The following is a 21919-nucleotide window of genomic DNA, read 5'->3' on the forward strand; positions in this document are numbered from 1 at the left end:
GGACAACCATGCCTTCCTACATTCTCAAGCGGCTGCTGGCGATGATTCCGACGTTGTTCGGCGTCGTCACCCTGTCGTTTCTCGTCACCCAGTTCGTGCCGGGTGGGCCGATCGAGCAGATCATGCTGGAGTTGCAGGGCGGCGGCGCGCAGAGCGAGGCCGCGGCCACCGGCCCCGGCAGCTACGATGCCAGCTCCGGCATCAGCCCGCAGCAGATCGACGCCCTGCGCCAGCAATACGGTTTTGACAAGCCGCTGGGCCAGCGCTACCTGGAGATGCTGGCCAAGTACGCCCGGCTGGATCTGGGTATGAGCCATTTCCACCAGGAGCGGGTGCGCGATCTGCTGCTCTCGCGCCTGCCGGTGTCGCTGTCACTGGCGTTGTGGACGGTGTTGATCGCCTATCTGGTGTCGATTCCGCTGGGTATTGCCAAGGCCGTGCATGCCGGCTCGCGCTTCGATCTCGCCACCAGCCTGGTGGTGATCGTCGGGTATTCGATTCCCGGCTTCGTCATGGGCATTCTGTTGCTGCTGCTGTTTGGCGGTGGCGTGCTGCCGCCGCTGTTTCCGCTGCGCGGGCTGACCTCCGATGACTGGGAGACACTGAGCCTGGCGGGCAAGCTGCTGGATTACCTCTGGCACATGGCGCTGCCGGTGGCGTCGATGGCGGTGGGCAGCTTTGCCATCGCCACCATGCTGACGAAGAACACTTTCATGGATGAGTTTCGCCGCCAGTACGTGCTGACGGCGCGGGCCAAGGGCCTGTCCAGCAACGCGGTGCTGTACCGGCATGTGCTCAGAAACGCCATGCTGCCGCTGGTGACGGGGTTCTCCAACGTCTTCGTGGCCCTGCTGTTCTCCGGCAGCCTGTTGATCGAGACCATGTTCTCGCTCAATGGCGTCGGCCTGCTGTCGTTCGAGGCCATCATGCGGCGCGACTACCCGGTGGTGCTGGGCAGCATCTATCTGTTCACCATCGTCGGCCTGCTGATCAAGCTGGCGGTGGACATCGGCTACACATTCATTGATCCGCGCATCAAGTTCGATGCCTTGGAGGGCTGAAATGGCCACGCATTCCCGTTCCATCTCTCCCTGGCGCCGGGTCTGGCTGCGCTTCAAGCGCCAGCGGCTGGGCTATTGGAGCCTGATCGCGCTGGCTGCCATGCTGGTGCTGAGCCTGGCGGGCGAGCTGCTTTCCAATGAACGGCCGCTGCTGGTGGTGCACCAGGGGCATTGGTACTTTCCGCTGGTCAACGATTACTCGGAGCGGCAGTTTGGCGGCGCCCTCGATACCGAGGCCGACTGGCTGGATCCGCAGGTGCTGCAACTCGTGCGTGGCGATGGCGGCCAGGTGCTGCGCGCGCCCAACCCGTATTCCCACGACAGCCTGAACTACTTCTCCGCGCAGCCGCACCCGGCGCCGCCTTCGGCGGACAACGTGTTGGGCACCGACACCATCGGCCGCGACGTGTTGGCGCGGCTGCTGTACGGCTTTCGGGTGTCGTTCGTGTTCGGCATCCTGCTGGCCATCGTCGGCACGGTGATCGGCACACTGTTCGGGCTGGTGATGGGCTATTTTGGCGGCCGCGTCGATTTCTTTGGTCAGCGCCTGCTGGAAATCTGGTCGGCCATGCCAGAGCTTTATTTGCTCATCATCTTCGCATCCATGTTCAAGCCCAGTATGCTGCTGCTGGTGGTGCTGCTGTCGCTGTTCAGTTGGATCGGCCTGTCCGACTACGTACGTGCCGAGTTCCTGCGCAACCGGCAGGCCGAGTACGTGCGCGCGGCGCGGGTGATGGGGCTGTCGCATGCGCAGATCATCTGGCGCCACATCATGCCCAACAGCCTGACGCCGGTGATCACTTTTTTGCCGTTTCGCATTAGCGGCGCCATCGTCGTGCTCACCAGCCTGGATTTTCTGGGCATCGGCGTGCCGCCGCCCACGCCCAGCTTGGGCGAGTTGCTGGCGCAGGGCAAGGCCAACCTCTACGCCTGGTGGATTCTGGTGCCGACCTTCGGCGTGCTGACGCTCACCCTGCTGCTGCTGACGCTGGTGGGCGATGCGCTACGCAATGCGTTCGATCTGCGCGACCGCTCTGCGGGGGCCGCCTTATGAGTACCAATCACGCCAAAGCCTTGCTGGAGATCGACCAGCTTTCCATCCAATTCGGCGAGAAGACGGCGGTCGATGCGTTGTCGCTGTCATTGCAGGCGGGCGAGCGGCTGGCGCTGGTGGGTGAATCGGGCTCCGGCAAGAGCGTGACGGCACTGGCCATTTTGCGGCTGCTGAACGCGGCGCGGGTGCAGGGGCAGATCCGCTTTGCTGGCGATAACCTCAACGCCAAATCCGAGCGGCAGATGCAGGCCATCCGCGGCGCCGACATCTCCATGGTGTTCCAGGAGCCGATGACGGCGCTCAACCCGGTCTATACCATCGGGCGGCAGATCGCCGAATCCATCAGCCTGCACCAGGGCGTGCACCCGCGCGCGGCGCGCCCGCGCGTGATCGAACTGCTGGAGCAGGTCGGCATCGACGATGCGGCCCGGCGCAGCTACGCCTACCCGCACCAGCTCTCCGGCGGGCAGCGCCAGCGTGCCGTCATCGCCATGGCGCTGGCCTGCCGGCCGCGCCTGCTGCTGGCCGACGAGCCGACCACCGCGCTGGACGTGACGCTGCGCCGGCAGATCATCGACCTGCTGCTGGATGTGCAGAAGCAGCAGGCGAACGGCCAGAACATGGCGATCCTGCTGATTACCCACGACTTGGGGCTGGTGCGGCATTTCGCCCAGCGCGTGGCGGTGATGGAGCATGGCCGGCTGGTCGAGGTCGCGCCAGTCGAAGCGCTGTTCACCGCGCCGCAGCACCCCTACACCCGCAAACTGCTGGCCAGCACGCCCCGACGCGAGGTGCGGCCCGTGGCCGCCGATGCGCCCGTGCTGCTGCAGGCGCGCGGCGTGGCGGTGGACTATCCGGTGCCTGGCAAGGGCTTGGCGGCATTGGTGCGCCCGGCCACCCGGCTGCGCGCGCTCGATGGCATCGATCTGGACTTGCGGGCGGGTGAGACCTTGGGCATCGTTGGCGAATCCGGCTCGGGCAAATCGACGCTGGCTGCGGCGCTGCTGGGCCTGCAACGCACCAGTGCGGGCGAGATCCGTGTGTTCGGCCGCCCGCGCAGTGATTACGCGCGGCGCGAGCGACGGGCGTTGAGCGCCCGCATCCAGGCGGTATTTCAGGACCCGTTCAGCTCACTCTCGCCGCGCCAGACCGTCGAGCAGATTGTCGGCGAAGGCGTGGCGCTGCACCAGCGGCACTTCGATGCCGACGCACGCTGCCAACTGGTTTTGCAGGCGCTGGCGGAGGTGGGCCTGCCCGCCGATGCTGCAGGGCGCTTTCCGCACGAATTCTCCGGCGGCCAGCGCCAGCGCATCGCCATTGCCCGCGCCCTGATTTTGCAACCGGCTATCGTCATCCTGGACGAGCCGACCTCCGCGCTGGACGTCTCCATTCAGCAGCAGATTCTGCAGTTGCTGACGGACTTGCAGCAGCGCCACGGCTTTGCCTACGTGCTCATCAGCCACGACATTGCGGTGGTGCGCGCGTTGGCGCACCGCGTCCTGGTCACCTGCCATGGCCGGATCGTGGAGCATGGCGAGGTCTCTGCCATTCTTACAGCACCATCGCATGGCTACACGAAGAAGCTGATCGAGTCAGTCTGAGTGCGCCGTACCTCTTTGGCGCGCACCAGCACAGAGTCCTGGCAGATCGCCGCACTGGATGTGCGCACGTCTGGCGCCCTGTGGCCGGGCGCGGCAAGGCGGGCATGTCAGTCGCCGTACGGCAGCGCGCTGATCTCGTGCAGCAGCGCCACCAGCTGGGTGGCGGCATTGTCGACCAGCAGCCGGCCCTTCTCGGCGCTGGCGGCGCGGGCATCGCCGGCGGCACCCTCGGGGTTGTAGTCCTGCATCATCCAGCCCATCTTGGCGCTTTTGCCATTGCCGAGGATGGGATAGCGGCGGGCTCGCTCCTCGGAACTGGAGGCGAAGACGCGGGCCTGCTCCGTATGCACCAGCTCGGGGTGCAGGTGCAGCAGCACCGAGGTTTCCAGCGCGCCGGCATGGATGCCAAAGCGCTGCTCGTGCGCGGAGAACAGCGCCTCGATGTGCGGTGGCTGCGGCAGCTGGTACCAGCTGCTGCTGTAGGTCAGCATGCCATGCCTGCGGCGCAGCTGGCGCGCGACCATGTCCATCACGCTGACCTGGCCGCCGTGGCTGTTGAAGATCAGCAGGCGCCGGATGCCGCTGCGCGCCACGCTGGCGCCGATCTCGCTCCACAGCGCGATGATGGTGGCCGGCTCCAGCGTCAGCGTGCCGGGAAAGTCGGCGTGTTCGGGACTGAAGCCGATGGCCTGCGTGGGCAGGAAGAGGGCAGGGGCTCGCTCGGCCGGTGGCAGTGCCTCGAGCTGCGCGATGGCGCGGCCGACGATGCCATCGGTGATCTGCGCATCGACGCCCAGCGGCAGGTGCGGGCCATGCTGCTCGGTGGCGCCCACCGGCAGCACGGCGACGCTGCGAGCGAGCAGGGCGCTGCCGGCGCGTTCGGCGAAGTCGCGCGTGCCCAGCGCGCTCCAGCGCAGGCTGGGCCAGGCGTTGGGTGTCTCGGAGGGGGCGATGGCTTGGCTCATGCGGCGATTATGCCGTCTGGGCCGGCGCACCTTGCCGGCAGGAGACCCGGCTGAAGTCCGGCCTGAAGGCTTGACAGGAACCAATGCCGGCTTTGGCGCTCATAATCTGCGCTGGCGTGGCGCGGCCTTGAAAACCTGTTCAAAGACCGTTGGCCACGCCCTTGTTCGTGCACGGTGGTGCATGTGATTTTTGGGTGGCTTTTTGCGGTGGCAGGTGCCATTGGTTCCGGGTTGATCTGACGTGTTCGCATCGATTGTTTCTTCAATGGCCCGGCGGGCCTGCATGGGCCGCTTGAGCACCTGGCTCCAGCGGCAGGCGGCGCTGCTGTGTGCGGTGCTGCTGGCCGCCTGGGCTTGCGGTGCGGCAGCGCAAATCCGCTTCTCCACCGACGCATCGGGGGCTCCGGCGGCCTCTGCGCAGGTGCAGACCCCGCATGTGCGCGCCGAGCTGGTGGTGCATGCGCCAGAGGGCCTGCAGCCGGGCGAGCCGGTCTGGCTGGGCCTGTTGATCGAGCATGCGCCGGGCTGGCACACCTACTGGAAGAACCCGGGCGATTCCGGCATGGCCACCGAACTGCAGTGGCAGCTGCCGCCGGGTCTCGAAGCCGGCGCGATCGACTGGCCCACGCCGCGCAAGCTGCGCATCGGCACACTGGCCAACTACGGCTATGAGGGCACGGTGCTGCTGCCGGTGCCGGTCACGGTGGCGCCCGGCGGCGTGCAGGTGGGCGAGGCGCTGGGACTGGGCCGGGGCGCGGCCGTGCCCATCACGCTGCATGCCAGCTGGCTGGTGTGCAAGCTCGAATGCATTCCGGAGCAGGGCAGTTTCCACATCCAGGTGCCGGTGCAGGGCACGACCGGCCTGCACGCCGCCGGGTTCCAGCAGGCCTGGCAGCAGCGGCCCGAGGCGCTGGCCGCCGAAGGCTCCAGTGCGGCTGCCGAGGGCGATCGGCTGCGGCTGCGCATTGCCGGCCTGCCCGCCGCGCTGCAGGGACACAAGCTGGAACTGTTTGCCGAAACCCCTTTTACGCTGGCCCATGGCGCGCGCGATGGCCAGGAATGGCAACAGCACTGGGAAGAAGGCGCTGATGCCGCCGCAGGCGTGTGGATCGCCGAGGTGCCGCTCGCTCCTGACCGCGAGGCCAGCGGTGCCAGCCTGCCGTTGGTGCTCACCCGCATGACGGCCGAGGAAGGTGGCGACTGGCATCCGGCCGGGGGCGAGCTGACGCAGGGCTGGCGCGTGCAGGTGCCGGTCACCGCCGGCTGGCAGGGCGCTGCGCGCGCGCAGCCTTCGGCGGCACTGCTGCAGGCGCTGGCGGACAACCAGGCCCGCGCCGATGCCGGTGCGGCGGTGGCGACCGGTACGCCGGTGACTGTCGGCTGGAGTACCGCGAGCGCCGGGAGCACCGTGCAGTGGGCCTGGATGCTGGTGCTGGCGCTGCTGGGCGGCGCGGCGCTCAATCTGATGCCCTGCGTGTTCCCGGTGCTGGCGATCAAGGCCTTGTCGATCGTGCGCCATGGCGGCGACCGACGCCTGCAGCGCCGCAGCGCGCTGGCCTACGGCGCCGGGGTGGTGGTCTCGTTCGCGTTGCTGGGCGCGCTGATGTTGGCGTTGCGCCTGGCCGGCACCCAACTGGGTTGGGGCTTTCAACTGCAGTCACCCTGGTTCGTGGCCGGCATGGCGCTGCTGTTCACGTTGATGGGGCTGGCGCTGGCCGGTGTGTTCGAACTGCGCGTGTGGCTGCCGTCGGCACTCGGCGATGCCAGGCCACGTTCGCCACTGGTGCATGCGGCGCTCTCGGGTGTGCTGGCGGTGCTGATCGCCTCGCCCTGTACCGGACCGTTCATGGGCGCGGCGCTGGGCGCTACGCTGGGCCTGCCGGCCTGGGCTGCGCTGGGCATTTTCCTGGCGCTCGGGCTGGGCATGGCGCTGCCCTTCGTGGCGCTGGTGTGGTTTCCCGACTGGCTGGCACGCCTGCCGCGCCCGGGCGCCTGGATGGAGGGCTTTCAACGTGCCATGGCCTTCCCGATGTTCGCCACCGTGGCCTGGCTGCTGTGGGTGCTGGCGCAACAGGTTGGCATCGATGGCATGGCGGCCTGGCTGTTCGTGCTGTGGGCGCTGAGCTTTGCGCTGTGGCTGTGGGGCCACCGGCCCCGGTCCGCCGCCCTGGTATTGAAGGGCGCATGGGCTTTGGTGCTGTTGGCGCCGCTGGCCGTGCTGGCGTTGGGCGCGCTGCGTTTTGCGGCTGCGACGGCCGCGCCGCCTGCAGCGCCGCAGCTCTCGCAGGCCGAGACCGGTGCCGGCTGGCAGGAATGGTCGCCTGAAGTCCAGCAACAGGCACTGGACCAGGGGCTCCCGGTGTTCGTCGACTTCACCGCCAGCTGGTGCATCACCTGCCAGTACAACAAGGCCACCACGCTGGCCGACGAGGGGGTGCTGGCCGATTTTGCCGCTGCCGGGGTGCGACTGCTGCGCGCCGACTGGACGCGCCAGAATCCCGCCATCACCGAGGCGCTGCGTGCGCTGGGCCGCAGCGGCGTGCCCACCTACGCACTGCATGTGCCGGGCCGGCCGGTGGTGGTGATGGCCGAACTGCTCGACCGCGCCGAGCTGCGCACGCAACTGCAGGCCTTGCCGCCGCGCTGAAGCGGCGCCGAGGCACCGCCGCCAAGGAGGCGGGGCGTGGCGGGGCTTTGGCGGCAGGCGGACGATCCCGGGTGACAATAGCGCCCATGACATTCCCACGCCTGCACAACGACACCTTCCTGCGTGCCTGCCGCCGCCAGGCCACCGACTACACCCCTTTGTGGATGATGCGCCAGGCCGGGCGCTATTTGCCCGAGTATCGCGCCACGCGCGGGCGGGCCGGCAGCTTCATGGGCTTGGCCACCAACGTGGATTTCGCCACCGAGGTCACGCTGCAGCCGCTCGAGCGCTATCCGCTCGATGCCGCCATCCTGTTCTCCGACATCCTCACCGTGCCCGATGCCATGGGCCTGGGCCTGCACTTCATCGAGGGCGAGGGCCCGCGCTTCGAGCGCCGCGCCGATGACGAGGCCAGCATCGCTGCGCTGGCCGTGCCCGACCTGGAGCGGCTGCGCTACGTGTTCGACGCCGTCACCTCGATCCGCCATGCGCTGGGCGGCCGCGTGCCGCTGATCGGCTTCTCCGGCAGCCCCTGGACGCTGGCCTGCTACATGGTCGAGGGTGGCAGCAGCTCGGACTACCGCAAGGTCAAGACGCTGATGTATGCCCGGCCGGAGCTGATGCACCGGCTGCTGGCCGTCAACGCCGATGCCGTCGCCGCTTACCTGAACGCGCAGATCGATGCTGGCGCGCAGGCCGTGATGATCTTCGACAGCTGGGGCGGGGTGCTGGCCGACAGCCACTTCCGCGCCTTCAGCCTGGCCTACACCGAACGGGTGCTGGGGCAGCTCAAGCGCAGCGGCGCCGACGGCAGCGACGTGCCGCGCATCGTTTTCACCAAGGGCGGGGCACTGTGGCTGGGCGCCATGGGTGGGCTCGACTGCGAAGTACTGGGGCTGGACTGGACGGCCAATCTCGGCCGCGCCCGCGCGGCCGTGGGCGGCAGCGCGGGCCAGCCGGGCAAGGCCCTGCAGGGCAACCTGGACCCGAACGTGCTGTTTGCGCCGCCGGCGGTGATCGAGCAGGAAGTGCAGCGCGTGCTCGACGATTTCGGCGTGCCGCACACCGATGCCGGCACCGTCGGGCCCGCGCACATCTTCAACCTGGGCCATGGTATCAGCCAGTTCACGCCGCCTGAGAACGTGGCGGTGTTCGTCGACGCGGTGCACCGGCTCTCGCACCAGATGCGCCAGCGCGCCGGGTAAGCGGCCATGACCTTCGCGCAGCAGCAGGACAAGGGCAGCGCCAGCGCCTCGCCAGCCATGCTGGTGCCCGATTTCTGGGCCGAGGCCAGCCTGCACGGCCACAAGGGCCGCAAGCCGGTCACGGTGCGGCGCCACGGCTGGTCCAACACCAGCGCGGCGGAGGCGCAAGCCCACGCCCAGGCCCGTGCCGAAGCCGCGCTGCAGCGCATCCTGGCGGGCGAGACGCTGCCGCGGGGGGAGGCCCGGCAGGCCTATAACGGCGCCGACGGCATGCCGATCCGCGAGGAAGTGCTGGCGCGTCATGGCGAGCAGGTCATCACCCGCAACGCCTATGGCGCGCAGTGCCTGAATTCCCCCAATGTGCTGTTTGCCGATGTCGATGTGGTGCCGCGCCGGGCGCCCGGGCTGGCCTGGGTCTTCTCCGGCCTGTTTTTGCTGGTGTTGCTCGGCTTGCAGCTGTTCGCCGGATTCGCGCCGGGCGTGACCTTGCTGCTGGCGGTCTTGCTGGCCTTGCTGGGCACGTTCTGGGTGGCGCGGCCCCTGTTGCGCGGCTGGGTGGCGCGGCGCGATGCGCCCGAGCAGGCCATGCGCGCACGCCTGACGCATTTTGCCGGGACGCATCCGCTCTGGAACCTGCGCCTCTACCGGACGCCGGCGGGCTTTCGGGTCGTCGCCACGCACCGGCCGTTCCGCGCCGATGAGGACGAGGTGCGGCGTTTCTTCGACGCCGTGCAGGCCGATCCGGTCTATGTGCGCATGTGCCTGAACCAGCATTGCTTTCGCGCGCGCCTGACGGCCAAACCCTGGCGCATCGGCATGGATGCGCATCTGAAGCCGCGACCCGGCGTCTGGCCGGTGGCGGCCGAGCGACTGCCCGAGCGCCAGGCCTGGGTCGAGCGCTATGAGGCCCTGGCCAAGGATTTTGCGGCCTGCCACTATCTCGAATCGATCGGCTCGGGGCATGTCGACAACCAGGTCATGCCGGTGGTGGAACTGCACGACCGCCTGACGCGGGCGCATTGGCAGCAGGCCTCGCTGGCATGACGCGAGACCATCAGACAGCCACGCTGCCGCACCGTTTATGCACAGCCACCAGATGCCGCGGCAATGCTGGCAAGGTCTGGCCGGTCGATGCGCCACGGAATGCCGATGATTTCAAAAATTCCACGCAAGTCATTGATTTTCAATGACGGATTGGATTGCCTATTTGCGTGGCACTGCAATGAAAGCCTTGATATGACGCGCCCTGTGGCAGACATGCACAGTGTTTTCCACAAACTTATCCACAGGTTTTGTGGGTTAGTGGAAAAAAAGGCCTTAAATCAATGATTTGTGCCATCAATCGTGAAGAATTCTGAGTTTGGTCTGCAAGTTCGGGTGGGCTGCCCGGGCCTGTGGGAGGGGGCTTGCTCACAGCATGACAAGGGCTGTCACGCACCCCGGGGCGAGATCGGTATCTGCGGAACAAGTAATTGATTCATAAGCATATTGCCATGGATTGTGTGTGACGGATGGTGTCATATACCACAAAATTGGAAGCATCAAGGAAAAATTCTGGATGGATATTCACAAAGTTATCCACAGCCTGTCGTCTTCCCTGTCGCAGCGAGCCGGGGCCTGAGCGATGACGCACTGTGTGCAGGTGGCGCTGGAGGCGCCGTTTCATAGCGGCATTGGCCATTTGCTGAGCTATACCGCCGAGCAGCCACTGCCGCCGGGCACGCTGGTGCGTGTGCCGCTGGGCAGCCGGGAAGTGCTCGGCATCGTCTGGGATGAAGCCGCCCCGGACGACGCTGCGGCTGCCATCGATGCCGCGAGTCTGCGCCCGGTGGCCCAGGTGCTCGATGGCCAGGCGCCGCTGGCATCCGAGTGGCGCCGCCTGATGGAATTCGCCGCCCGCTATTACCAGCGCAGCCTGGGTGAAGTGGCCTTGATGGCATTGCCGGCTGCATTGCAGGACCAGGGGCTGGCGCAATGGCACAAGCGCCTGCAGAAGATCGCCAGGGATCCGGCTGAACCTGCCGCCAAACCCAAGGCCCGGCGCCGCCCCAGGGCCGTTGCCAGCGCGGAGCCTGCGCTGGCGCAGGAGGCTGCCGTAGACAACGCGCCGGCGGAGCGGGTCGCCGCATTGCAGCCGGCACCGCGGCCGGTGCTCACCGCCCAGCAGCAGGCCGTGCTCGATGCCCTGCAGCAGGGCGGCGGCACCTATCTGCTGCACGGCGTGACCGGCAGCGGCAAGAGCGAGGTCTATCTGCGCCAGGCCGAGGCACTGCTGCGTCAGGACCCGCAGGCGCAGGTGCTGTTCATGGTGCCCGAGATCAACCTCACACCGCAGTGGCAGCAGTTGCTGCAGCAGCGCTTCGGACCGTGGCTGGGGCCCGATTGCGTGGCCGTGCTGCACAGCGGCCTGACCCCGGTGCAGCGCCTCAACCACTGGCTGGCGGTGCACCAGGGCCGCGTACGGCTGGTGCTGGGCACGCGCATGGCCGTGCTGGCGAGCTTTGCGCAACTGCGTCTGATCGTCGTCGACGAGGAGCACGATGCCAGCTACAAGCAGCAGGACGGCGCGCGCTACCATGCGCGGGATCTGGCGGTCTGGCGGGGCAAGCAGCTGGGAGTGCCGGTCGTGCTGGGGTCGGCCACGCCCTCGCTCGAGAGCTGGTGGAACAGCCGCCCGGCCAGCGCCGAGGCGCCTGCCGGACACTACCGGCGCCTGTCCATGCCCGAACGCGTCGGCCAGGGCCAGCTGGCCGCGCTGCGCATGGTCGATATGCGCCAGCTGCCGCGCGAGACGGTGCTGGCGCCCAGCCTGCTGCAAGCCATGGAGGAGCGGCTGGTGCAGGGCGAGCAGTGCATGGTGCTGCTTAACCGGCGCGGCTATGCGCCGGTGCTGTGCTGCGGCGCCTGCGGCTGGAAGAGCGACTGCCCGCATTGCTCGGCCCACCAGGTGCTGCACAAGGCCGATCGCAGCCTGCGCTGCCACCACTGTGGCTACGCCAGCCGCATTCCGCGCCACTGCCCGCAGTGCGGCAGCACCGACCTGGCGCCGCTCGGGCGGGGCACCGAGCAGCTCGAGGAAATGCTGCAGCAGGCACTCGACGCCATGGCACTGCCTGATGGCCGTGCGCCGCTGGTGCTGCGCATCGATGCCGATTCGACCCGCCACAAAGGGGCGCTGCAGCAAAGCCTGGCACAGGTGCACAGTGGCGCCGTCGATGTGCTGGTGGGCACGCAGATGATTGCCAAGGGGCACGACTTCCGGCGCATTGGCCTGGTGGCCGTGGCCCAGCCCGATGGCGCGCTGTATTCCAGCGATTTCCGTGCGCCCGAGCGCCTGTTCGCGCTGCTGATGCAGGCGGCCGGCCGGGCCGGACGCGATGCCGGCTACATGCGCGATGGCGCTTCCAGCCCCGAGCTGTGGGTGCAGACCCGCGAGCCCGGCCACCCGCTGTTTGCGGCACTGGCACGGCACGACTACGAGGGCTTTGCCTGTCAGCAGCTGCACGACCGCCAGCAGGCCGGCATGCCGCCCTTCACGCACCAGGCACTGCTGCGCGCCGATGCGCGCAGTCAGGAAACCGCGCAGGCCTTCTTGCGCATGGTGCAGCAGCAGGCCCGCGCACAGGCACTGCCGGGCCACGATTGGGTGACGGTGTACCCGCCGGTGCCGTTGGGTGTGCAGCGCGTGGCCAATGCCGAGCGCGCCCAGATGCTGCTGGAAAGCCCTTCGCGCGGTGCGCTGCAGGCCTTTTTGCAAGCCCTGCAGCCGTTGCTGCAGGCGGCCCGCAGCGAGGCCGGCCGGGGTTTGCTGCGCTGGCTGGTGGATGTGGATCCGTTGCAGATCTGAGAGCGTGTTCGAAGTCTCGGCGTGTTTGCCGCCATGCGTGAAAAACTGCAGCTGCGTGGTGAGACTTTGAACACGCTCTGGGAACAGTCCCTATGGGCCAAGCGAGAAGGTACGCTGAGCCGGCGTTTACTGCGGCTGGCGGCGCTCCGCGCCACTGGCCAGCCGCTGCAGCGCGGCCTGGTCGCGCACCGCCACGCGCTTGCGGCCGTTTTCGACGATGCCGCGCTCCTGCCAGGCGCTGAGCAGGCGGCTGACGGTATGCAGCGTGGTGCCGGTCATCTCGGCGATGTCCTGGCGGGTGATCGGAAAGCCGATGGCGATGCGCCCGTCTTCCTGTGGCTGCCCCGATTGGGCCACCAGGCGCAGCAGCGTGTGAGCCACGCGCTGCTCGACCTCCTCGGTGGCCAGTTCCTCGATGCGCGTGTGCGCGCCCTGCAGGCGCTGGCCGACGGTTTGCAGTGCCTGCCCGGCCAGGCGCGGATGCAGCGCGAGCATGCGCTCCCACGCCCCGCAAGGCCAGGCCAGCGCCAGGCTGTCCTCGATGGCGCTGGCGGTGGCCGGATAGTCCGGGCGGTTGAGCAGCCGGGCGATGCCCAGCAGGTCGCCAGGGCGGACAAAGCGCACCACCACCTGCTCGCCCTGCGGCGTCGTCTTGACGACCTTGAGCGTGCCGCCCAGCAACAAAAAGAAATGCGTGGCGGTCTCGGCCTGCTGGAAGAGGGCTTCGCCGGCGGCCAGGCGGCGCACCTGCGCGTGCAGCAGCAGTGCCTGTAGTGTCTCATCAGGTGCCTGCGCAAACAGGTCGAAGCGGCGTATCAGGGCCAGGCTCAGCGGCGGTGTCACGGAAAGGCTCCCTCGGTGCAAGCTGGGACAGAGGCTGCGGACGGATTGGCTTGATCTGGCGCAAGTGCGGGCCAAGCATTGAACCGGCGCGCCCTTGGCCAGTGCACTTGTTTGTGATGGCACAAAGAGCGCCCGCAGCCGATCGGGCTCAATGCAGACATTCCCAACCCCTTTTGCAAAACAGAACGAGAGGATGTGCCATGAAAGCCCGATTGTCCGTGATTCCCGCAGCGCTTTGTGCGGCTTTTGCCTTCATGCCGCTGCATGCCGAGACCACCAAGGATCTCGAGCGCGTCAAGGTCAGCCTGGTGGCGCCGCCGCTGGTGCATGCGCACGAGCAGGCCACCGAGGCCGCGCCCCGGGTCGTGCAGTTTCGCATGGAGATCGTCGAGAAGAAGGTGGTGATCGACGACCAGGGCACCACGCTGCAGGCCATGACCTTCAATGGCACGCTGCCGGGCCCCACCATGGTGGTGCACGAGGGAGATTACGTGGAGCTGACGCTGGTCAACCCCGCCACCAACGTGATGGCGCACAACGTCGATTTCCATGCCGCCACCGGTGCGCTGGGCGGCGCCAAGCTGACCAATGTGAACCCCGGTGAAGAAGCCGTGCTGCGCTTCAAGGCCGACCGGCCCGGCGTGTTCGTCTACCACTGCGCGCCCGAGGGCATGGTGCCCTGGCACGTGGTTTCTGGCATGCATGGCACCATCATGATCCTGCCGCGTGAGGGCCTCAAGGACGGCAACGGCCAGCCGCTGCATTACGACCGGGTCTACACCATCGGCGAATTCGACTTCTATGTGCCCAAGGACGAGAACGGCAAGTACAAGGACTTTGCCTCGCTGCCCGAGAGTTTTCCCGACACCATCGAGGTCATGGAAACGCTCACGCCCTCGCATGTGGTGTTCAACGGCCGGGTGGGAGCCATTGCCGGCGAGAACGCCCTGCCTGCCAAGGTCGGCGAGAGCGTGCTGTTCATCCATTCGCAGGCCAACCGCGACACCCGCCCGCACCTGATCGGCGGCCACGCCGACTGGGTCTGGGAGCATGGCAAGTTCAACAACATGCCCTGGCGCGACCTGGAGACCTGGTTCATCCGTGGTGGCTCGGCCGGTGCGGCCTTCTACACCTTCAAGCAGCCGGGCGTGTATGCCTACGTCAATCACAACTTGATCGAAGCCTTCTACAAGGGCGCGGCCGGGCATGTGAAGGTCGAGGGCGACTGGAACGACGACTACATGAAGCAGATCAAGGCCCCCGGCCCGATCATCAGCACGCCTTGGTGAGCACCGGCGCCCGGACCAGGGGGACCAGGCGCCGCAGAGAGTGAGGAGTGGAGCCGGCAGGTCCGCGGCGAGGAGCCGCGGGCTCGCCGGCTTTTCTGTTGCCGGCCTCTGCCGGGGCGGCGAATCAGGCGGTCTTGAGGCCCAGCCGCCTGGCCAGCTTGTGCAGATTGCTGGCGTCGAGCTGCAGGCTGCGCGCCGCCTCGGCCCAGTTGCCGCCGCTGGCGGCCAGCGCGGCCGTGATGGCCTGGCGCTGGCACGCCGCGACGCCCTGGCGCAGCGGGACAATCGGCGCGGTCAAGGGCGACGGGGCAGGGGAGGGGCCGGCGCCATGATGGTCCGGCGCCGCGTGATGGCCGCCTTGCGGGGCGGCCAGCCCCGGTTCAAGGTCCATCCATTCCGCCTGCAGCGAGACGATGTCGGTGCGCCGGGCGCCGCGGCTCAGGGCCTTGAGGGCGGCGCGGCTGATGACGTGTTCGAGCTCGCGCACATTGCCGGGCCATGGGTAGGCCAGCAGGGCCTGTTCGGCCTGTGGACTCAGGCGCAGGCTGCGCAGGCCCAGCCGCGCACGGTTGAGTTCCAGAAAGCGCCCGGCCAGCAGCAGGATGTCGCGGCCGCGCTCGCGCAGCGGTGGGATGGGCACCGGGTAGACCGAGAGCCGGTGGTAGAGGTCGGCGCGGAAAAGGCCGCTTCTGACCTGCTCGCGCAGGTTGCGGTTGGTCGCGGCGATGATGCGCACCCGTACGCGGCGCGGCCGGTCTTCGCCCAGGCGCTGGATCTCGCCGCTTTGCAGCGTGCGTAGCAGCTTGGCCTGCACCACCAGAGGCAGTTCGCCGACCTCGTCGAGGAACAGCGTGCCGCCGTTGGCCGCTTCGAAGCGGCCGGGCCGTGCGCTGGTGGCCCCCGAGAACGCGCCCCTGGCATGGCCGAACAGTTCGCTCTCGGCCAGCGATTCGGGCAGCGCGGCGCAGTTCACATGCACCAGCGGCTTGTCGCGGTGGCGCGAGAGCTGGTGCAGGCGGTGCGCAAACAGCTCTTTGCCCACACCGGTCTCGCCCAGCAGCAGCACCGGCAGTTCGGCGTCGGCCACCACCGCCAGTTCGTGCAGCAGTTCGGTGACGAGCGGGCTCTGCCCGAGGATTTCGGCGCTGTCGTGCGCGCCATCGGCCGGCCCGGCCGGGGCGGCAGTGGTGCCGCGCAGCGCGCGTGCCTCGCCCTCGAGCCGGCCGACGCGCACAGCCACTTCCACCACCCGGGCGAGGTGTTCCAGCGCGGTCTGCGCAGCCGCATCGAAGGTGCCGATCTGCAGCGCGTCCAGTGTCAGCGCGCCCCATGCCTCGCCGTCCACCTGCAGTGCAATGCCCATGCAGTCATGCACGGCCAGCGGCTCGCCGGCATGTCCTTCGATCAAACCGTCATAGGGATCGGGCAGCAGGCTGTCGTGGTGAAAGCAGGTGGTGCCCCGGCGCGCCAGGATGGCCGCCAGTCGCGGGTGCTCGCCAGCGGCAAAGCGTCGCCCCAGCGCGTCGCCGACCAGGCCCGCCACCGCCACCGGCCGCAGGTGGTCCTGCTCCAGCTTCAGCAGGGCCACCGCACCGCAGCGAAAGTGCGCCTGCAGCGCGTCGACCAGGCGCTGCAGGCGCACGGCGGCTGGCAGTTCCCCGATCAGATCATCCAACAGGGATTGGAGCAGCGTGTTCATGGTTTGAATGACCATCAAATGGTGAAAATTACCTCAATGAATCAGGTCTTTTATACCATGAGTGTATTCAAGTCGTTGAGGTATAAGGGTGCGACGGCTGGCACATGGCTTGCACTTCCTGGGCTGTATCGACATGCAGACAGGAAAAAAGGAAACCACCATGGGGCACTACCGCAAACTCTGGTTCACGCTGATCGGCGTACTGGCCGTCACGTTCGGAATACTGGGCTTCTATGGCGCCGAGGTGTACCGCAGTGCACCGCCGATTCCGCAACAGGTGCAGACGGCCGATGGCCGCCTGTTGTTCAGCCGGGACGGCATCCTCGACGGCCAGACCGCCTGGCAGTCCGTGGGCGGCATGCAGCTGGGCTCGATCTGGGGCCACGGCGCCTACCAGGCGCCGGACTGGACGGCCGACTGGCTGCATCGCGAGCTGCTGGCCTGGCTGGACCTGGCCGCCGGGCAACTGCATGGCCAGCCCTATGCCGCGCTGGATGCGTCGCGGCAGGCCATGCTGCGGGCGCAATTGCAGGCGGAGTACCGCGCCAATGGCATCGATGCGCAGGGCGTACTCACCGTCTCGCCGCGCCGCGCCCGGGCCATGGCACAGACGGCTGACTACTACAGCCGGTTGTTCTCCGATGCGCCCGAGTTGCAGCCAAGCCGTGCCCATTTCGCGATGAAGGAAAATACCTTGCCGAGCCAGATGCGCCGCCAGGACCTGACGCAGTTCTTCTTTTGGACCGCCTGGGCAGCGGCCACCAACCGCCCCGGCACCGAGGCCACCTATACCAACAACTGGCCGCATGAGCCGCTGATCGGCAACGTGCCCACGTCCGAGAACATCATCTGGTCCATCGTCAGCGTGGTGCTGCTGCTGGCCGGCATCGGCCTGCTGGTCTGGGCCTGGGCCTTCCTTGGCAGGCATGACGATGCGCTGCCGGCTCCGGCCGCGCAGGATCCGCTCTCCCGCGCGCCGCTGACGCCATCACAACGCGCGCTGGGCAAGTATCTGTTCGTGGTGGTGGCCTTGTTCGCCTTCCAGGTGCTGCTGGGCGGTTTCACGGCGCATTACACCGTCGAGGGCCAGCATTTCTACGGCGTGGACGTCTCGCAGTGGTTTCCGTATGCGCTGGTGCGCACCTGGCACATCCAGGCGGCGATCTTCTGGATTGCCACCGGCTTCCTGGCCTTTGGCCTGTACTTCGCGCCGGTGCTCAATGGCAACAAGGACCCGAAGTTCCAGAAACTGGGTGTCGAGGTGCTGTTCTGGGCATTGATCGTGGTGGTGGTCGGCTCGTTCGCCGGCAACTGGCTGGCGATCGCGCAGATCATGCCCGCGCACCTGAACTTCTGGCTGGGCCATCAGGGCTATGAGTACATCGATCTGGGCCGCCTCTGGCAGATCGCGCTCTTCATCGGACTGCTGCTGTGGCTGGTGCTGATGCTGCGCGGCATCCTGCCGGCTTTCAAGGTCAAGGGCACCGACAAGAACCTGCTGGCGCTGCTGAGCTTCGCGGTGGTTGCTGTCGGGCTGTTCTACGCCTCGGGGCTCTTCTACGGCGAGCGTACCCACATCTCGGTGATGGAGTACTGGCGCTGGTGGGTGGTGCACCTGTGGGTCGAGGGCTTCTTCGAAGTGTTCGCAACCACCGCGCTGGCCTTCGTGTTCTCCACGCTGGGGCTGGTGTCCTACCGCATGGCCACGGCCGCCAGCCTGGCCTCGGCCTCGCTCTTCATGCTCGGCGGCATTCCCGGCACCTTCCACCACCTGTACTTTGCCGGCACCACCACGCCGGTGATGGCGGTAGGTGCTTCGTTCAGCGCGCTTGAAGTGGTGCCGTTGATCGTGCTGGGTCACGAAGCCTGGGAGAACTGGAGCCTGCAGCGCCGCGCCGTCTGGATGCAGCGGCTGCGCTGGCCGCTGATGTGTTTTGTCGCCGTGGCGTTCTGGAACATGCTGGGCGCTGGCGTGTTCGGCTTCATGATCAATCCGCCGATCTCGCTCTATTACCTCCAGGGCCTGAACACCACGCCGGTGCACGCCCATGCCGCGCTGTTCGGGGTCTATGGCTTCCTGGCACTGGGCTTTACACTGCTGGTGCTGCGCTACCTGCGGCCCCAATCCGTGTTGAACGACAAGCTGATGAGAACCGCCTTCTGGTGCATGAATGCCGGCCTGGTGCTGATGATCGCCACCAGCCTGCTGCCGATCGGCCTGTTCCAGTTCCATGCCAGTGTCAGCGAAGGTCTTTGGTATGCGCGCAGCGAGGCATTCATGCAGATGCCGCTGCTGCAGACGCTGCGCTGGGTGCGCACCTTGGGCGACCTGGTGTTCATTGCCGGCGCGCTGTCGATCGGCTGGCAGGTGGTACTGGCGCTTTGGAGCAAGGCACCGGCAAGCCTTGATCCGGTTCCGGCTCCTGAGGCGCATGGATGAACGTGAACAGGCACAAGAAGTCCTTGCCGCAGCCGTCCGTCCCTGATGGAGCATGGCGTCGCGGGCGGCCACTGCCCCTGCCGGTGGTGATGGCCGCGCAAGACCCGATCCTCCATTCGATCGAGGAGCCCGGGGGGCGCGAACGCAGGGCCTGGGCGCTGCGCTGGCTGGGCGCCGCGCCCCACCGGTTGATGTTCTTCGTCGGCGCTGCCAACCTGCTGTTGGCCATGTTGTGGTGGAGCTGGTGGCTGGCGGCGGCACGCTGGCCAGCCGTGCTGCCGCTTCCAATGACGCCCCAGCCGCCCGGCTGGCTGCATGCCTTCACCATGCAATTCCAGGTTCTGCCCAGTTTCTTCTTCGGCTTTCTGCTCACCGTGTTTCCGCGCTGGATGGGGTTGCAGGAGTTGCGGCCCTGGCAGTACCTGCCGGTCGGCCTGGGCATGTTCGGTGGCCAGGCGCTGGTGCTGCTCGGCGCCGCGGGCCTGCCGGGTGCCGGCGCGCTGATCGCCCTGGGGCTGGCCGCCACGCTGCTGGGCTGGGGCACGGGTCTGGTCTGGCTGGGGCGCTGGCTGCGCGAGGCCGGGCAGATCAACTGGCATGCGCGCTCCTGTTTCGCCGCCATGCTGCTGGGCTGGCTGGCCATCGCCGTGTTCGCTGCAGGCCTGTGGCTCGGACACCCGGTCTGGGTGCAGGCCAGTCTGAAGGTTGGCGCCTTCGGTCTGCTGCTGCCGGTGTACCTGTCGGTGGCGCATCGCATGTTTCCGTTCTTTGCCGGCAACGTCGTGCCCGGCTATGTGCCCTGGCGCCCCCTCTGGTGGCTGGCGGCGGTGTGGCTGCTGGCGCTGGCACACCTCGTTCCTGAGCTCGCCGGCAGGCCCGCCTGGCTGGCTTGGCGACGGCTGCCCGATGCCGCCATGCTGGCACTGGCGTTGCTCACGCTCTGGAAATGGTGGCCGCGCCGCGTGGCACCTGGTTTGTTGAAGGTGCTTTTCATCGGCCTGCTGTGGTGGCCCGTCACGTTCGTATTGCTCCTGCTGCAAAGCTGGTGCTATGCGGCGCATGGCACGCTGTTGCTGGGCCGCGCACCGGCGCATGCGCTCTTCATCGGCTTGTTCGGCAGCCTGCTGGTGGCCATGGTCACGCGCGTCACGCAGGGGCACTCGGGGGGACGGCTCTATATGCCATGGGTGGCATGGTTCGCCTTTATCGGCATCCAGCTGGTGGCAGTGCTGCGCATCGGCGCCGAACTGGCGCCGGACCCGCATGTCTGGCTGGTATCTGCGGCTCTGGGCTGGCTGCTGGCGTTGGCGCCCTGGGTGGCGCGCATTGGCAGCATGTACCTGCGGCCGCGTGTCGATGGCAAGCCGGGTTGACGGGGGACGATGACGATGATCGCGCATTACCTGCTCATCAAGCATGCGCACATGGGCCTGGCACTGCTCAGTGGTGCGCTGTTCGCGTTGCGTGGCGGCGCGCTGCTGCTGGGCATGGCCTGGCCGCGCCGGCGCAGCGTGCGTGCGCTCAGTTATGCGGTCGACACCGCGCTGCTGCTGGCCGCTTTCACGCTGGTGACCATGCTGCCGGCGGGCTATTTCGCCAATGGCTGGCTGCTGGCCAAGCTGGTGCTGCTGCCGTTCTACATCGGGCTGGGGTTTGCGGCGCTGCGCACGCGCCGGCGCGGCATGCGGGCGCTGTTGCTGGTCTTGGCGCTTCTGGTGTTTGCGCAGATCTACGGGATCGCCCGCGCGCACCATCCGCTGGGTTGGCTGGTGATGTTGTGAGCGTTGCCTCGGCAGGAATGGCCGACGCCTTCAGTTCGATGCGAATCGGCCGATCGCTGGCCAGCGCCAGTGCAGGTACAGCCAGGCCGCCAACCCCACCAGCATGAAGCTGGCCGACGCCAGTGCCAGCAGCATGGTCGAGTGCATCACCAGCGGCACCACCAGACCGGCCACCAAGCCATTGGCTGCCGAGGCAACGCAAGCCTGCATCGACGAGGCCATGCCGCGGCGCAGCGGGTTCAGGTCCAGTACCAGGATGGTCACCACCGGCATCATCACTGCCCAGCCTATCGAATAGAGCCCCAGCGGCAGGATGGAGAGCCACACCTTGGGCGTGAGAAACGCCGTGGCCGTCAGGTTGATCAGCGTTGCCACTGCCATCAGCACGAAGCCATGGCGAATCTGCCATTTCAGCGGCACCCTGCCAGCCATGCGGCCGCTGAGCACGGCGCCGCTCATGATGCCGCCGATGGTGCAGAAGAACAGCCAGAAGAACTGCGTGGGCGCCAGGCCCAGGTGGGTGCCCAGAAACTCCGGCGCGGCCAGGATGTAGACGAACATGCCGTTGAAGGGAATGCCGCTGGCCAGCGCCAGAAGCACGAAGCGGGCGCTGCCGCCGAGCGCCAGATAGCCCTGCAGCAGGGGTTTTGGCCGGAATGGCTGGCGCTCGCTGCGAGGCAGCGTCTCGGGCAGGTAGATCAGGTTGAGCAGCCAGAGCCCGCCGCCGAGCAGCGCCATGAACCAGAAGATGCTGTGCCAGCCCAGCAGCGCGAACAGCCAGCCGCCGATCACCGGCGCAATCGCCGGCGCGAGGCCGAAATACAGCGTCACATGGCTCATCACCCGCTGCGCCTGGGCGGGCGGGAACAAATCCCGGATGATGGCGCGAGAGACCACCATGCTGGCGCCGGCGGAGAGACCCTGCACGGCCCGGAACGCGATGAGCTGCTCGATGGACTGCGCCATCGCGCAGCCCACCGAGGCGAGCGCGAACACTGCCACGCCCACCAGCACCACCGGGCGGCGTCCGTAGCTGTCGGCCAGCGCGCCATGGAACAGGTTCATGAAGGCGAATGCCAGCAGATAGGCCGAGAGCGTCTGCTGCATCTGCACCGGAGAGGCTGAGAGCGACTGCGCGATACCGGAGAACGCCGGCAGAAAGGTGTCGATCGAGAAGGGGCCCAGCACGCTCAGCAGTGCCAGCAAAGCCGGCAGCGCCCAGCTTGGGCCACTCCACTGGATCTGGTTGTGCGGAGGGGACATTCAGAAACGACAGATAAGCGCTCGCCGCGGCCATGGGTACGACGATTGCGGGGGTGTGGGTGCCTGGCCATGGGAGGGCGTTGGCGGTTTCCCGCTGGCATGGGAACGGACCATGCTCCATGGAGCATGGCTATTCCGCGGGCAGGAGGCTCTCCCATGCGGGAAGGCGCCATTGTGCCCGAGGCGCGGGAAAGGAGTTTGTCTCTTTGGCAGCACTGGCTGCC

15 protein-coding genes are annotated in these 21919 nt (G+C 67.5%); 11 read left to right on the forward strand and 4 right to left on the reverse strand.

Annotation, left to right across the window (positions count from 1 at the left end; genetic code table 11):
• The first annotated feature begins 8 nt into the window (after positions 1–8).
• From EV687_RS15030 to EV687_RS15040, 3 genes are read left to right on the forward strand one after another with little or no spacing between them, the layout of a single operon-like run.
• On the forward strand, positions 9–1061 hold the full coding sequence (locus EV687_RS15030; RefSeq protein WP_122229511.1) for an ABC transporter permease subunit: 1053 nt from the start codon (positions 9–11) through the stop codon (positions 1059–1061).
• Positions 1045–2115, forward strand: coding sequence for an ABC transporter permease (locus EV687_RS15035; RefSeq protein ID WP_122229509.1), 1071 nt, complete (start codon positions 1045–1047; stop codon positions 2113–2115). Before EV687_RS15030 ends, EV687_RS15035 begins: the two co-directional genes overlap by 17 nt.
• Positions 2112–3716, forward strand: coding sequence for an ABC transporter ATP-binding protein (locus EV687_RS15040; RefSeq protein WP_122229507.1), 1605 nt, complete (start codon positions 2112–2114; stop codon positions 3714–3716). The genes EV687_RS15035 and EV687_RS15040 overlap by 4 nt, the downstream gene beginning before the upstream one ends.
• A 107-nt stretch (positions 3717–3823) precedes the next feature.
• On the opposite strand, the gene EV687_RS15045 is transcribed toward EV687_RS15040, so the two are convergent.
• Entirely contained in the window at positions 3824–4681 is an 858-nt protein-coding gene (locus EV687_RS15045; protein ID WP_122229505.1) for a creatininase family protein, read from the reverse strand.
• Positions 4682–4964: 283 nt separating this feature from the next.
• Between EV687_RS15045 and EV687_RS15050 the strand changes: the two genes are divergently transcribed.
• The 4 genes from EV687_RS15050 (at position 4965) to priA (ending at position 12380) form a co-directional block, all read left to right on the forward strand.
• A complete protein-coding gene (locus EV687_RS15050; protein ID WP_207226472.1) occupies positions 4965–7328 on the forward strand; it encodes a protein-disulfide reductase DsbD family protein in 2364 nt (787 codons plus the stop codon).
• Positions 7329–7414: 86 nt separating this feature from the next.
• Positions 7415–8533, forward strand: a complete 1119-nt coding sequence (gene hemE / locus EV687_RS15055) for a uroporphyrinogen decarboxylase (RefSeq protein WP_122229501.1) — start codon at positions 7415–7417, stop codon at positions 8531–8533.
• A 6-nt stretch (positions 8534–8539) separates the two neighbouring features.
• Entirely contained in the window at positions 8540–9577 is a 1038-nt protein-coding gene (locus EV687_RS15060) for a hypothetical protein (protein ID WP_242612670.1), read from the forward strand.
• 580 nt (positions 9578–10157) lie between these two features.
• The gene (gene priA / locus EV687_RS15065) at positions 10158–12380 is read left to right on the forward strand and encodes a replication restart helicase PriA (RefSeq protein WP_122229499.1); all 2223 of its coding nucleotides are present in this window, start codon (positions 10158–10160) and stop codon (positions 12378–12380) included.
• Positions 12381–12506: 126 nt separating this feature from the next.
• Here priA and EV687_RS15070 read toward each other — a convergent pair whose 3' ends face one another.
• Positions 12507–13223, reverse strand: coding sequence for a Crp/Fnr family transcriptional regulator (locus EV687_RS15070; RefSeq protein WP_122229497.1), 717 nt, complete (start codon positions 13221–13223; stop codon positions 12507–12509).
• A gap of 200 nt (positions 13224–13423) precedes the next feature.
• Here EV687_RS15070 and nirK point away from each other — a divergent pair, with 200 nt between their 5' ends.
• Positions 13424–14512, forward strand: a complete 1089-nt coding sequence (gene nirK, locus EV687_RS15075) for a copper-containing nitrite reductase (protein ID WP_122229495.1) — start codon at positions 13424–13426, stop codon at positions 14510–14512.
• 124 nt (positions 14513–14636) lie between these two features.
• Here nirK and norR read toward each other — a convergent pair whose 3' ends face one another.
• Positions 14637–16211, reverse strand: coding sequence for a nitric oxide reductase transcriptional regulator NorR (norR, locus tag EV687_RS15080; RefSeq protein WP_242612671.1), 1575 nt, complete (start codon positions 16209–16211; stop codon positions 14637–14639).
• A gap of 160 nt (positions 16212–16371) precedes the next feature.
• Between norR and EV687_RS15085 the strand changes: the two genes are divergently transcribed.
• The 3 genes from EV687_RS15085 to EV687_RS15095 are packed head-to-tail and all read left to right on the forward strand — an operon-like array spanning position 16372 to position 20432.
• Positions 16372–18651, forward strand: coding sequence for a nitric-oxide reductase large subunit (locus EV687_RS15085; RefSeq protein ID WP_122229919.1), 2280 nt, complete (start codon positions 16372–16374; stop codon positions 18649–18651).
• Positions 18648–20024 (forward strand): NnrS family protein, encoded by a 1377-nt coding sequence (locus EV687_RS15090; RefSeq protein WP_207226473.1) that lies wholly within the window; start codon positions 18648–18650, stop codon positions 20022–20024. Before EV687_RS15085 ends, EV687_RS15090 begins: the two co-directional genes overlap by 4 nt.
• Before the next feature lie 15 nt (positions 20025–20039).
• Positions 20040–20432: a SirB2 family protein gene (locus tag EV687_RS15095; RefSeq protein WP_122229917.1), complete on the forward strand. Its 393-nt coding sequence runs from the start codon at positions 20040–20042 to the stop codon at positions 20430–20432.
• Positions 20433–20462: 30 nt separating this feature from the next.
• Here EV687_RS15095 and EV687_RS15100 read toward each other — a convergent pair whose 3' ends face one another.
• The gene (locus tag EV687_RS15100) at positions 20463–21695 is read right to left on the reverse strand and encodes a multidrug effflux MFS transporter (protein WP_122229490.1); all 1233 of its coding nucleotides are present in this window, start codon (positions 21693–21695) and stop codon (positions 20463–20465) included.
• Positions 21696–21919 lie beyond the last annotated feature (224 nt).

This window comes from Corticibacter populi, from assembly GCF_004217315.1.
Lineage (GTDB): Bacteria > Pseudomonadota > Gammaproteobacteria > Burkholderiales > Burkholderiaceae_C > Lampropedia > Lampropedia populi.